This window comes from Vibrio olivae (assembly GCF_042428525.1).
In the GTDB taxonomy this organism is placed as follows: domain Bacteria; phylum Pseudomonadota; class Gammaproteobacteria; order Enterobacterales; family Vibrionaceae; genus Vibrio; species Vibrio olivae.
Map to the genome: position 1 here is coordinate 215180 of NZ_JBHMEP010000004.1, position 13671 is coordinate 228850.

General features: G+C 44.1%; 12 protein-coding genes. 8 read left to right on the plus strand and 4 right to left on the minus strand.

The window, feature by feature from the left end:
• Nucleotides 1–42 precede the first annotated feature (42 nt).
• Nucleotides 43–1140 carry a peptidase C39 family protein gene (locus ACFFUV_RS14945; RefSeq protein ID WP_390194341.1) on the minus strand — a complete coding sequence of 366 codons (1098 nt, stop codon included), beginning with the start codon at nt 1138–1140 and terminating at the stop codon, nt 43–45.
• Nucleotides 1141–1221: 81 nt separating this feature from the next.
• Between ACFFUV_RS14945 and ACFFUV_RS14950 the strand changes: the two genes are divergently transcribed.
• The gene (locus ACFFUV_RS14950; protein ID WP_390194344.1) at nt 1222–2673 is read left to right on the plus strand and encodes a RimK family ATP-grasp domain-containing protein; all 1452 of its coding nucleotides are present in this window, start codon (nt 1222–1224) and stop codon (nt 2671–2673) included.
• Nucleotides 2674–2749: 76 nt separating this feature from the next.
• Here the strand turns inward: ACFFUV_RS14950 and ACFFUV_RS14955 are convergent, their stop codons facing one another.
• Entirely contained in the window at nt 2750–3349 is a 600-nt protein-coding gene (locus ACFFUV_RS14955) for an NAD(P)H-dependent oxidoreductase (protein ID WP_390194345.1), read from the minus strand.
• Nucleotides 3350–3494: 145 nt separating this feature from the next.
• Nucleotides 3495–4109, minus strand: a complete 615-nt coding sequence (locus tag ACFFUV_RS14960) for a 3'-5' exonuclease (protein ID WP_390194346.1) — start codon at nt 4107–4109, stop codon at nt 3495–3497.
• Nucleotides 4110–4295: 186 nt separating this feature from the next.
• On the opposite strand from ACFFUV_RS14960, the gene ACFFUV_RS14965 reads away from it, so the two are divergent.
• Nucleotides 4296–5171: a YeeE/YedE thiosulfate transporter family protein gene (locus ACFFUV_RS14965; protein ID WP_390194348.1), complete on the plus strand. Its 876-nt coding sequence runs from the start codon at nt 4296–4298 to the stop codon at nt 5169–5171.
• Nucleotides 5172–5178: 7 nt separating this feature from the next.
• On the plus strand, nt 5179–5556 hold the full coding sequence (locus tag ACFFUV_RS14970) for a YeeE/YedE thiosulfate transporter family protein (protein ID WP_390194350.1): 378 nt from the start codon (nt 5179–5181) through the stop codon (nt 5554–5556).
• Between the two features lie 67 nt (nt 5557–5623).
• On the opposite strand, the gene ACFFUV_RS14975 is transcribed toward ACFFUV_RS14970, so the two are convergent.
• The gene (locus ACFFUV_RS14975; RefSeq protein WP_390194352.1) at nt 5624–7165 is read right to left on the minus strand and encodes a ParB-like protein; all 1542 of its coding nucleotides are present in this window, start codon (nt 7163–7165) and stop codon (nt 5624–5626) included.
• A gap of 324 nt (nt 7166–7489) precedes the next feature.
• Between ACFFUV_RS14975 and ACFFUV_RS14980 the strand changes: the two genes are divergently transcribed.
• The 5 genes from ACFFUV_RS14980 (at nt 7490) to nagB (ending at nt 13376) form a co-directional block, all read left to right on the plus strand.
• A complete protein-coding gene (locus tag ACFFUV_RS14980; RefSeq protein WP_390194354.1) occupies nt 7490–8203 on the plus strand; it encodes a response regulator transcription factor in 714 nt (237 codons plus the stop codon).
• On the plus strand, nt 8193–9623 hold the full coding sequence (locus tag ACFFUV_RS14985; RefSeq protein ID WP_390194356.1) for an ATP-binding protein: 1431 nt from the start codon (nt 8193–8195) through the stop codon (nt 9621–9623). Before ACFFUV_RS14980 ends, ACFFUV_RS14985 begins: the two co-directional genes overlap by 11 nt.
• 2 nt (nt 9624–9625) lie before the next feature.
• A complete protein-coding gene (locus ACFFUV_RS14990) occupies nt 9626–10861 on the plus strand; it encodes an ABC transporter substrate-binding protein (protein WP_390194358.1) in 1236 nt (411 codons plus the stop codon).
• A gap of 119 nt (nt 10862–10980) precedes the next feature.
• Nucleotides 10981–12507 carry a PTS transporter subunit EIIC gene (locus ACFFUV_RS14995; protein ID WP_390194360.1) on the plus strand — a complete coding sequence of 509 codons (1527 nt, stop codon included), beginning with the start codon at nt 10981–10983 and terminating at the stop codon, nt 12505–12507.
• Between the two features lie 80 nt (nt 12508–12587).
• The gene (gene nagB, locus ACFFUV_RS15000; protein WP_390194362.1) at nt 12588–13376 is read left to right on the plus strand and encodes a glucosamine-6-phosphate deaminase; all 789 of its coding nucleotides are present in this window, start codon (nt 12588–12590) and stop codon (nt 13374–13376) included.
• Nucleotides 13377–13671: the final 295 nt, after the last annotated feature.

A 13671-nucleotide genomic window follows, 5' to 3' on the forward strand; every position in this document is an offset into this window, starting at 1 on the left:
ACGCCATCGCAAGTATGGCGTTTTGTGTTTTTCTATATTGACTCAATGAGCTCGCGGCTTGCGTATGGTGACGCAGGCCGTGTGCTTTTGCTTTCCAAAGCCAATAATTTGCGACAAGCTCTCTTTACTTACAGGGACATAGGCTAGGCCCGCGAGATCGGATTTGGTCTTTGAGTAAGGGTCATGGATAAAGAAAAACTTTTCGCTGACGCCGCTAAGGACGATCCAGTGCGGCTCTTTGCTGCCATTAAAGCGATAGGTACTGATGAGTAACAGCACGCAATCCCCTGAATTGACCCAATCTTCCAGTTGGCGGATAGAAGGTGGCGTCTCAATAACCTTGATGTTCTGCTGCTCGATCTGCTGGCAAAAGTCTTCATGAACTAACTGAATAACGTCTTTCTTTTTTTCGTCTCGCACACTATCGATAAAAGGCGTTGATTTAGATTGCGTCCACAATTCAACGTCATATCCTCGACGTTTTGCGGCAAGGGCTAAACCGTGACCACTACATCCGCCATGGCCTGCCGCCATAAAGATGGTTGTCGCTTCTCGCCAAAGTTGAAGTTCCAAGGTACGTGATACTTCTTGCTCAGCATTTAGCGCTGAAAAACTCATTAATAGGCAAGCTGCGCCACAGGTAAAGGGCGTGGTTTGAATATAGAGCGGAATCGGCAACAAGAACTTATTTTGGCTTAGCGTGAGCCTTTTCTGCATACGCAAACCGTTGGCGAGATCGTCGTAGTAATGGACGAGAACTTTCAGTGGCTTATAGTCCAATTTTTCATATAATTTTCGCGCTGAGATATTGTCTTCTCGCACTTCTAGTCGTAATGTAGTCGAGCCTTGACCAAGAGCCGCTTGCTCACAAAGTTCAATCAAACTCTGTGCGATTTTTTGCCCTCTAAAGTCGGGTTTAACAGCAATCGAATACAATCGAGAAAGCTGTGTACCTTGATGAAATAGCAATAATGCATAGCCCACCAATTCAGTTTGATGAACGGCGACAAAAATCAGACTATGAGGTGAGAGAAGAAAACGCTTCATTTGACGAGGCGAAATCTTATCCCCTTCAAATAGTTGTTGTTCTAGTGCATTGAGATCATTGAGATCAGCTAACTCCGCTAAGCGAAATTTCATTGCGATTCCTTAGAATATGGGCGATTGCCGACTAGATTTAATAATAGAAAATCTTTTTTTGCTAGAGCTGGATAAAAATAAATGGCTAACCTGCTTATTGTGACCGATCAAACGAATGATTGGAGTCAATATTTCCCTTCAGAACAAGTGATTACAGTGGATCACTATTTAGATTCTAATTGGGATAATGCAACCAAAAACCTGCAAGTCGTCAACTTGTGTCGAGATTATACTTACATGAGTAACGGTTATTATTGTTCCTTGATGGCGGAGGCGCGCGGGCATCGCGTTATTCCAAGAGTCATGGCGATTAACGACATTACTCAACCTTTTTTGCTGTCCTCAAGTTTTTTTAAACTCAATAAGTTAAGTAAAGAAACAGAGTCGATTCACTGTAAAATTTACTTTGGACGAACGGCTGAACAAGGCTTAGAAAAACTAGCTCGTCGACTGTTTGAACAGTTCATGGTGCCGGTGATTGAGCTGGGGCTGGATAAAATACAAGGTCAATGGCAAATCACTCAGATTGCGCCGTTTCCTTTTCAACAACTCAGCGACCCAGAACAAGACTTCTTTGTCGAATCACTCGAACTGTTTTCTAGTAAGGTATGGCGCAGGCCAAAACAAGAGAAAAAGTATCGCTACGATATAGCTATGCTGGTGGATCCAGAAGAAAAAATGCCGCCATCAGATTCGGCTGCGCTTAAGCGATTTCGTCGCGCTGCAAATCGCTTGGGGGTCAATTTGGAAACCCTTTCACCCGACGATCTTTCTCGTCTGGGGGAATTTGATGGCTTATTTATTCGCGCGACCACCAATATCAGTAATTACACCTACCAGTTTGCCAAAACCGCCGAAAAGTTGGGTTTGATTGTCATGGACGATTCAGAGTCCATCATGAAATGCACCAATAAAGTGTTTCTCACTGAATTGCTAGAACGCAATCATGTGGCAGCGCCAAAGAGTGTCATTTTGAAAAGCTTTGACAGTGAGTGGCAAGCCAAGCTTTTAGAACAGCTTGATTTTCCGATGGTATTAAAAATTCCTGATGGGGCATTTTCACGTGGCGTGGTTAAGGTAAAGAACCAGCAAGAACTGGAAAAAGAAGCCTCGAAACTGTTTGAAAAGAGTGCGCTTATCTTGGCACAAGCGTTTATGCCGACGGATTTTGATTGGCGAATTGGGGTAATGAATCATCAACCGATTTATGCCTGTAAATACATGATGAGTCGCGGACACTGGCAAATTTATCAGCACCACAATAGTGGTCGAGTCTCTTCGGGTGGCTTTGAGACACTGGACTTAAAACAAGTACCGAAAAATGTCGTCGACACAGCTGTGAAAGCGGCCAATTTAATTGGTGGTGGTTTGTATGGCGTTGACTTAAAAGAGATTGACGGGCAGGTCTATGTGATTGAAGTGAATGATAACCCGAGCATTGACCATCACGTTGAAGATGCGTTTTTAGGTGATGTCCTTTACGATCGAATCATGACTGAGTTTCTGCGTCGCATCCAAATGCGCGGCTTTTAAATACCGATGTCACTTTGTGTAAAGCCCACGTTATCGTGGGCTTTTGTTTAGGCAACAATAAAATGCCGATGAACGATCAACGTTGTAGGCGTTCAATTAGTTGCTGCTGGTATTCAGGAAGCTTCGATGATGAAATGGATTGAAAAGCCAACGGAGTGAGGTAGGTCATTCCTGCGTGAAGCGCGCTGGCTTTCATCGGCAAAAAGACATCTTCGAGCTTGACGCCTATCCGGCCATTTTCGCCATATGTGGTGCTACCACCAGCGGCGGTTGTGACGAGGAGCATTTCTTTACCACGCCATAAACCGGGGCCCACGCTGCCCCAGGTGTCATTTAAGTAGGCTTTCATCATCGGCGTAATATTGAACCAATGCGTCGGGAACATAAACACGATACGGTCATGCTGGCGAGTAATTTCTCGCTCTTTATCACCATCGATAGCACGAGTGTCAAATCCATAAATGGTTTCAAGGTTTCTGACGGTAACCCCTTCAACGCTCTCTGCCGCTTGCTGCATTCCTTTGGTCATCACCGATCGTTCAGGGTAGGGGTGAGAAACAATCACCAACGTTTTAATGTCCGTTTTGTAGGGTTTGTCTGCGGCGACACCCCATGTACTTGCGAATAGTCCGAACATTAAGACCAACATACCTTTAAGCATATTAAAGCGCTGCATCGTGGAATCCTTTCAAAATCAATGGGAAGTGGAAATTATAAAATCTCATATTTTGTGGATGTGGATAAAGCGTTTTGTGATAGTAAGGAGCAGAAAATTGCTACTTAATGTGTCGAGGTGGGTTGGCGACTTGGTGTGATTCTGTTTATGAGTGATGAGCTGCAAGCAGCGAGGCAACAGCATGCTTACTGGTTTTGGCGAGTTTCTGCATAAATGTAAAGCTTGGGTTTGTGACTCCCCGTTGATTTAACTCATTGAGCATCAGCAACCATAACTTGGCGGTCATTTGCGAATCAGCCAGCGCACGGTGGAAGGTTCCATCGTTTTCAATCTGCTTAAAGCGAACTAAATCTCCCAATTTATGGGTTGGCGAGTCTTGGATGAGACGCCTAGCGATAAGCATCGAGCAAGCAAAAGGTTGATTGCTGTGGTGGCCAATACGTTCTAGTTCAGCGTCAAGAAAGCGCTTATCAAATGATGCGTTGTGTGCGACTAACGGAGCGCCTTGAATAAATTGGGCAAACTCGGCCATGACATGCTCACAGCTTGGTGCATTCGCCAACATGCGATTGGTGATGCCAGTGTAGCCTTCAATAAATCCACTGACTCGAAATCCCGGATTCATCAACTGTTGAAACGAATCGACTACTTCACCATGACAGAGTTTAACCGCGCCAATTTCAATCGCACGATCGCCCATAGCGGGTGAGAGCCCGGTGGTTTCAAAGTCGAGAACGATAACGGAGTGGGCGGCTTGCATGATGGGTACCTAACAGGTTGAAAACCCGATTATAACGAGTTTTTGTGTTATCCGCATTTCTCGCTTTTAAGCTAGTACAAATTGTTCTAAACAAAAGTATCAGTTATGAGGCAGTCCCATGTTAGTCTTGCAAACTTTTCGTGATGTAGCACGATTTTTTGGTAAGTTAACTTGAGAGTCATAGAAATGAATAAGACACAAGCGTGGTGGGCAGCGTTAATTACGCTCGCAACAATTGTTCTCGGTGGGGTATTTCTAGATGGTGCGCCGCTGTTCCTTCGGTTGCTGATGGGATTAGGCCTTGGTTTTGCACTTGCAAAAGGCTCTTTGGGCTTTGCTGGAAGTGTTAATCGTGCCTATCGCCGTGGTTCGACCCAGCTTTTACAGACACTTATGTTCATGTTTGTGGTCACCGCTATTATCAATGCTGGCATGCTGTTCAATGCCCAGCCAGATGAATATCGCCTTTGGGTAAACCCGATTAACCTTGGATTACTCGTGGGCGGCGTGATGTTCGGTGCGGGTATGAGCTTATCGAGTTGCTGTGCGACGGGCGTGATGGTTGAGATGGTCAGCGATATTCCAAGAGCACTGGTCACGTTGATCTTTTTTGGTGCTGGTGTCTTTTTTGGTTTTCCTTTACAAGCCACTCAAGGCTGGATTCGTGAAACGGCTATGTCAACGCCGAGTTATGCAGGTAAAGGTGTATTTCTGCCAGACTTGTTCACTTGGGGGCCTCTCAACGGTTACTTTATCTCAGTGTTAGTGACTATCGTGTTTGCCAGTATTGTTGTATTGGCTGCACGCAAATATCAGGCTTACCGTGAAAAGAGTGGTACGTATTTGGGTGTAGAAGGTGAGATACTTCGCGATAAAGAGGCACTGACCGTGAAACCTCGCAGCCACGCTTTGTTTAGTGTGGCCAATTATCAACGTTGGTTTGGTAATGTTTGGCAAATGAGTACCTCCGCTTTAGTGATCGCGCTTATTTTCGGTGTGATGATGGCATCAACCGGATCGGGCTGGGGGGGCATCAACGCCATTTGGTGTATGGTTTGGTAAGATCCTGATGGTTTTCGGTGTCAGTTCTGCGGATATTTCAGCATTTACTCATCGCCCTGATGCGCTGTTTAATCTGCCATTTTTCAGCCATAGTATCAGTGTTCAAAACTTAGCGATTATGATCGGTACACTGATTGCCGTTCTGTTTTTGGGCAAATTTAATTTCTCATGGCGTATTCACCATAGCGCGCGGCATTACGGTTTATTTGCACTTGGCGGTTTACTGATGGGGTTCGGTACTCGTTTTGCCAATGGTTGTAATGTGGGCGCATTGTTCACACCGATAGCGAACTTTTCGTTATCTGGCTGGATATTCCTTGTCTTCCTATTGATTGGTGGTGTGCTTGGCAATCGCCTGCAAGCGGCTGTGCTGAAGCAGTGCTAATTGGATGTGAAGGTAAGAGCTAATCCAAAAGGCCAGCCTAAGAGGCTGGCCTTTTTGTGATGACTCATCAGCGTGCCGCGTAGTGCTCTCTTGCTGAGGATAAAATGGCGTTGGCTTCTGTTTCGTCGCCCCAGCCTTTAAGCTCCATGCCACCGTTGGCGCCCTTATAGTTTTGAAACCATGTCCCGATGATGCTTTCAACACCGGGGAAGGTTGCTTGAAGGTTGGCAAGCGACGTCACGTGTTTAAATGGAGAATCATTGGTTAGCACGCCAATGAGCTTATCGTCCTGCTCGCCGTCATCGAGCATTTTCATCACACCGATAAGACGTATTGGTACCACTTCCCCGCGCGGAATTGACTGGCCTAGCACCAATACATCGAGCGGATCACCATCGCCTCCTAATTCTTTCGGTAGTGCAGTGCGAGGGATTGAACCGTAATTTCCGGGATAACCCAAGTAGTTGACAATCCTAGGCGCGCCGTTCTTCTGCTCCCAAATGATTTGTTTATCACTGCTTTTATTTAGTTCCCATTTCGCAGAACTTCCTGTTGGAATCTCGATAATTGCGTTGACGGTACCATCAGCAGAAATCGGTGGATAGTCGTTATAACTGGCGTTGGCTTCTAGCGTAAACGGATCAACTCTTTTCAAGGTTGGGGCGGGCGCTGAAGTTAAATCGTAGTTTAAGCCGTTCCCAGTTGATGTGGTTTTATAACGCAGCATATAGTCGATCTTTCCGCGTTTCTTGAAGAGTTTATCAAAGCCTTTTTGATGGTATGAGTCAAACTGACCCATCGCTTTGACCGAAAGTTTGGAGCCGCCGACATTGTCTGTATTTAGAGAAAGAATGTAGTTGCTGACCGTGTTAACCGCCTCGGCGTAACCTTGTTGCGAGTTTAAATCAAAAGAGTCGATATCGATCTGCTTACGCAGTTCTTTCGACCAATAGAACTCAAGGAAAGGAACTGGCTGCGTTGGCTTGTTCCAACCCACATCACGTGAAAAGTACATCAGGGAGCGGTACTTGTCATTGGCAAAGTGAGTCAGTCCTAACGAGGTTGGTAGCTCGTTATGTTTTATGGCGTGATTGTCTTTATCAAATAGCCATGTATTGCCATCTTTTTGCATCTGTGACCAAAATGCATCCATATTGTTCAAGTTTCGATAGTCTTTATCGACAACGACATGGACATGAAAAGACGGACCGCCCTTTGGCATGGTATAAAATGCATTAAAGGTGTGATGACCATCGGTCAGGTAGTATTGGCCATTGGGTGCAATCACGACGGTTTTCATGTCTTGCTTACGTTCACCAACTTTGAGTTCACAGGCAAACGTGGAGGGCAGATTTGGGTCGGCATCTTCATTGACACTTTCCACCCCTTTTTGACCGTTAGCTTCACAAATTTCATCGTACATCTTCTTTTGATCAAATTGGTAGCGTCCTAGCTTATACATGATTTGATCGTACCCAACGGAGGGTTGGGTCGGTTTCAACTCGTTCAAACTCACAGCTATAACATCACCCTGAGAGACACTGTTAGCCTGAGCGGGCAGCGCCAAAATCGTCAGCGCACCGATGACGAACATTGTTTTCCTAGACATAAGTCCTCTATGAATATGTGGAATAAATTCGATAGTCGAGAATATAGAGAAAATATTGCAAGTCGGTGAAGGTAGGCACAATAATCTTATTTGAGAACCAACCAGGCAGATTCACAGGTGAAACCCCGTACTAATCTCGTTGTGTTGGTGGTTCATCTAGTTGTACTGACTATATAAGTAGAATGTCCAAAGATTTTGGTTAGTTCATAACCCTTATGACTTAAAATGTATCATTCTGGTTACATTCTAAGGACTAGATAGTGTTTTTTAATCTTTCATGTAACGGCATAATAATCAGCAGGGACGATTTGGAAATAGTACACGATGATAGATAAACCTATCCTCGTCGTTGATGACAACGAGGACTTGCGCAGTGCGCTTACGGACTATTTAGGGAAAGCGGGTTTTTCGGTGATTGGCGCTGAGAATGGTCACGCCATGTGGGCGGTGTTATCTCATCAGGACGTCTGTCTAATCATTTTGGATATTATGATGCCGGGTGACGACGGCTTAACTTTATGCCAGCAACTTCGAAGAACGTCTGATGTACCCATTATTATGCTGACAGCAGTCACAGACGAAGCCGACCGGGTCGCGGGTTTAGAAATGGGCGCCGATGACTACATTACTAAATCGTTTAGCCCAAGAGAGCTTCTAGCCAGAATCAAAACCATATTACGCCGTAGCCAAATTCCCAACAAAACCAATGCGGGCTTAGCACGTAAAGTTCGCTTTCAAGACTGGCAGTTAGACACCGTAACTCGGCGGCTTGTGCATATTCCTCGAGGGGAAACAAAACAACTGACCGGAGCGGATATTTCATTGCTCGGTTTATTTATCTCTCACAGCCAAACTATTTTAACCAGAGACGATATAGCTCGAGAAATTTGGGGCAGGGATGTTGAACCCCTCGAACGAGGAATCGATGTGCAAATTAGCCGCTTGCGCCATCAACTCGATGATAAAGACCGCTCGTTGATCATGACGATTCGTAATAAGGGTTACATGTTGTCCGCTGAAGTGTTCTATGAACATTAAATCGCTGACCCAGTCCCTCGCATTCAGAACAAGCTCCTTTCTTTTGATAGTGATCGTTATCGCTCAGTTATTAGCGGGTTTGATTTGGTTTCAACAAACCAGCGAGCGTGACAAAAAGGGCTTACTCACCACGGTAAATAGCCTAGCATTAAGTGCGTCGTCAACCATTGCGTATTTTCAGTCATTACCCAGTGAATATCGTCATTTAGCCCTCGATCAATTACGCAGTATGGGAGGCACGCGGTTTTTTGTATCGCTCAACGACCATGAAATTTCAGTAAAGACGTTACCCGAAAGCCAGCGCAAATCATTGGTTATCAATGAAGTGAGAAACGTCTTAAACCAAGAATTAGCTGGAAACCCAAAACTCAATGTGGATTTCACGTTGCGTAAAAACTTACGCGTATTTAATAATGAATTACCGATTGATGAACTGCCGCAACTTTGGGCGCACTATTCGTTATCCTACGGAAACTTAAATCCGCCAATACTTGTTACTCAAGTGGAAGTTGCCCCAAACGAATGGTTTTATCTCGCCGCCGTGTTACCGGCTCCCTATGTCGAGCTCGAAACCAACTATTTCGCCCCTCGTGAATGGCTAACATTTGTTCTCTCTGCTTTTTTGCTGCTCAGCTTTACTTGGTTGATCGTAAGACGTGAAGTTCGGCCGATTCGAGCCCTAGCCAAAGCGGCGACACAGATGTCAAGTCACTTGATTATTCCCAAAGTCAAGGAAGAAGGAAGTACCGAACTACAGGCTGCCGTTAAAGCGTTCAACAAGATGAACCAGCGAATTGAAAGCCATATCAAAGACCGAGAAATGCTATTCAGTTCGATTTCTCATGATCTTAAGACGCCCATTGCTTGCTTAAAACTAAGAGCAGAGATGCTGGATGATGATGTGCAGCAGGAGCGATTTTCAAAGATTGCGAACGACCTGGATTTGATGGTCAAAGGCGCACTGCAGTGTATTAAGGAAACCGATATTCATGAAGATATTGAACCCATAGATATTATTCAATTGATTGAGCATATTAAAAATACGTTTCCTAGCAATGAACAGTCGATTCAACTTTCCGGTAGCCTAAACTGCCAATTTGTCGGCAAGCCTTTGGCGATAAAGCGTTGCTTGGTCAATCTTATTGATAATGCGATCAAATACGGCGAAAAAGCGTATGTTGATTTGAGTAACAATGACGAATGGATAAACATTGAAATAAGTGATGAAGGACAACAATTAGCGCCAGAGCAGTTGCCCAAATTATTTGAGCCTTACTATCGGCTTTCAACAAGTTCGGAGGGAAACGGCCTAGGATTAACCATCTCTCAAAGCATTGTAAAATCCCACGCTGGCGATATCCAATTGTCGACAACGAAGCGCGGTGGGTTGCGCGTCACTTTGTTTTTTCCACGAGTATAATTATGCAGCGTCTCTTTCCTATCATCCTTCTTGCGTTTATCTCAAACTCTGCTCTGGCAAACACGGAAATTCTTCATTGGTGGACTTCACCGGGAGAACAAGCGGCTTTGCATGTGTTAGAACAGCAGTTAAACGATCATAATATTTCCTACACTCCCTCGGCAGTGATCGGCGGTGGGGGGGATACCGCGATGATGGTGTTACAAGCTCGCGCCCTAGCTGGTAACGCACCTGACATTGTTCAGCTAGAAGGTCCAAATATTAAGGCATGGGATGATATTGGACTGTTATATTCCTTAAATTCAATCGCCAAAGACGAGCACTGGGACGAAAAGTTTTATCCTTTATCGGTCAATATCAACAAAACCAGCCACGGTTACGTTGCGCTTCCGTTATCGCTGCATCGACTTAATTGGCTATGGGTTAACCAACGTTTGCTCAAGCGATTACAGCTTAGTGTGCCGACTAATTGGACGGATATGCTTGAGGTGATGGAAAAAGCGAAAAACGCAGGGGTGCAGCCCTTGGCGTTAGGAGCAAGACAATGGCAAGTTAACCAGTTGTTTGAAAGCATTGTTATTGGCACTGGGGGCGTTGATTTTTATCTATCCACATTGGTTGATCTTGATGTTAAAAAGATCAACTCTGCACAAATGCGCTATGCATTAAACGTATTTAGGCGGATCAGCAAAATCACGGGGCAGACGTTACCCAATATGGATTGGGATACGGCAACCAAACAGCTCATAGACGACAAGGCGCTGTTTCAAATTGGGGGAGACTGGATACTCGGCGATTTGCTGGCGCAGCAGATAGCGGTCCCCAACCACATTGGATGCTATTCCGCGCCATCGGCTGTCAACAGTTATCTTTACAACATGGATAGTTTGATCTTTGTAAAAAGTAAGCACTTCGAGCATTCAACGGCCATCAACATTGCCAAAGCTTTGGCTGATAAAGCGTTTCAAACGCAGTTTAATCGCTCAAAAGGCTCAATTCCGAGTCGGCGCGATATCGCTATCGATGATTTCAATGACTGCCAAAAAAAATCCTATGACGATTTTCACTACGCGATTAACAATGGCTTAGCGATACCGAGCATGACAGATTCTATGGCGATCAATCCGGTTGCCCAACAAGCAATAAATTCGGAGATTTACCGTTTCTTTCGCAACTCAGCCGTGTCGGATAATGACGTCATTACGCGCATCATCTCAATTGCAGAAAGTAATGAATAAGTTCCGTATTGGGCAAGCGTTGTCAATGTAACAGCCCGGTTATATTCATATTACAAAACTCTACTTCATTATTTTTCCATTGATTTAAAGTGAAATGGAATCAATAAAAAGGAGTTTATATGAGTACACAATCTACGGTAAGCCCATCCTCGGGGTTATCTTCTTTCGCGAATATTAAGCGTGGAGTCAGTAAGCTTTCCACCGTCGGTCGGGCTCTAATGCTGCCTATTTCCATCTTGCCTGCCGCTGGTTTACTGCTTGCCTTTGGCGATAAACTTGGCATTCCGCTTATGGTTGGAGCGGGTGAAATTATTTTTGGTAATCTTCCCCTGTTATTTGCTGTCGGCGCTGCCGTTGGCTTGACCAAAGAATCTGGAGTGGCTGGTCTTGCTGCTGTTATTGCGGTGCTTGTCATGAATATGACCATGGGCGTGTCATCGGGCGTAACACCAGAAATGGCTCAAGCGGGTGGGGCATATACTTCAGTTCTCGGAATCCCAACGTTACAAACTGGGGTGTTTGGAGGTTTGATTGCCGGGATACTGGCTGCCAGTATGTACAACCGTTTTTATACCATCCAGCTTCCGGCATTTTTAGGATTTTTTGCCGGAAAGCGATTTGTCCCAATTGTGACGGCGTTTTCTGCCTTTATCATCGGTATCCTCCTTCCGTACATTTGGACATATATCCAATTGGGGATTGATGGATTATCAAATATTGTCAATGGCGAAAACCAAGCCCTTTCGACGTTCATTTTTGGTTTTACCGAGCGAGCACTGATTCCTACTGGCCTGCACCATATTTGGTATCCCTCTTTCTGGTTTAGCTTTGGTGAATACACGACACAAGCTGGCTCCACAATAAACGGTGACCAGGTTATTTGGTTTAAAATGCTGGCTGAAGGCGTCAAAGATTTTGATTCAAGCACTTATCACGGTGTGGGTAAATTTATGCAGGGTGAATTCCCTCTGATGCTATTTGCTTTGCCTGCGGCGTGTCTTGCTATGTACCATGAAGCCAAAACCAAAAACCGTAAATATGCAGCCGGTATACTGTTTTCTGCGGGGCTGACTTGTTTCCTGACGGGGATTACTGAGCCTGTTGAATTTACGTTTATCTTTATCTCTCCTTTGCTGTATCTCTTCAATGCAGTATGTGCAGGCTTAGATTATATGCTGATGTATCTGCTTGATGCGCATTTAGCAAAATCATTTTCTGCGGGCTTTATTGATTATGTCACGTTAGGCATCATGCCGTCGTTCAATGGTTTTGAAACCAACTATCTTTCAGCCGTCATTGTTGGCATCCCTATGGCAGTGGTCTACTACTTCACATTCAGATACGTTATCCGTAAACATAATCTTCAGACGCCGGGACGTACTGACGAAGACAAAGAAGAACTCAACCTCAGCGATGAGCAACTGACTACCTTCGTGATTGATTTTCTTGGAGGGCGCGAAAATTTAACCTCAGTGACCGCGTGTATTACTCGTCTACGTCTTGAAGTTAAAGACACCAATCTGATTAATAAGAAAGGATTGGAAGATGTCGGGGCGATGGGAGTCATCAACGTCGGTAGCCATGGTGTTCAAGTGGTATTTGGCGCTAAAGCTCAATTCCTTGCTGACCGTATTAATCAAAATTAACGTATTCATATTATTAGTGCCCTAATTAATTTGGGGTGCTAATTTCACATATTCCCATTTCAACTCAAAGATAAAATATTATGAAATTAATCCCTTTAGAAACACCAGAAGATGTAGGGCAATGGACTGCAAAATATATTGTTGAAAAAATAAATATCTTCCAACCTTCAGAAGATCGTCCTTTTGTTCTTGGTTTACCGACGGGAGGGACACCGCTTACCACCTATAAATCGTTAATAAAATACTATAAAAATGGTGATGTTAGCTTTAAGCATGTTGTGACATTTAATATGGATGAGTACGTAGGCATTCCTCGTGATGCAAAAGAATCATACCGTACGTTCATGTTTGAAAACTTATTTAATTATATCGATATTCCTCAAGAAAATGTGCATATTCTTGATGGTACCGCGGCCGATACAGTGAAAGAATGCGGGCAATATGAAGAAAAAATACGCCGCTATGGAAAAATTCACCTATTTCTGGGTGGCGTTGGAAATGATGGTCATGTCGCTTTTAATGAACCTGCGTCCTCACTTTCTTCTAGAACCCGCATGATTACTTTGACGGAAGAGACCCGCCGAGCCAATGCACGCTTCTTTGATGGTGATATGACTCGCGTACCTAAACAAGCTCTGACCATTGGAGTTGGCACATTGCTTGACGCTGAAGAAGTTCTAATTTTGGCGTTAGGAATCAATAAAGCGAAGGCTTTACACCATGCTGTTGAAGGGGCGATTAATCACTTGTGGACCATCTCTGCTCTTCAATGGCACCCTTGTGCTACGTTTGTTTGCGATGAAGAAGCAACCAGTGAACTTAAAGTAAAAACACTAAAATACTTCAGGTCGTTAGCGAATGAAGAATAAAACGTGTTCATTCTCTAGAAAATAACCTTAATTACGTTGTGAAGAGACTAAAAAACACGAGAAATATAAATCTCGTGTTTCATGAAATAGAATAATTACTCAGTAATAAATAAGCTAATTATTTTTTTCAACTTATCCCTCCTTATATCATTCTAGAAATTCTTTCCTCACGATAGCCAATATTAAAAGTCACAGACTTTTCATGAGTGTCCATTACAAAAATCAGATGAAAAAGCATTGGTAATAATAAGGGCTATTTATTTGATTATTGCATATTGAAATTTTCTGTGTAGTC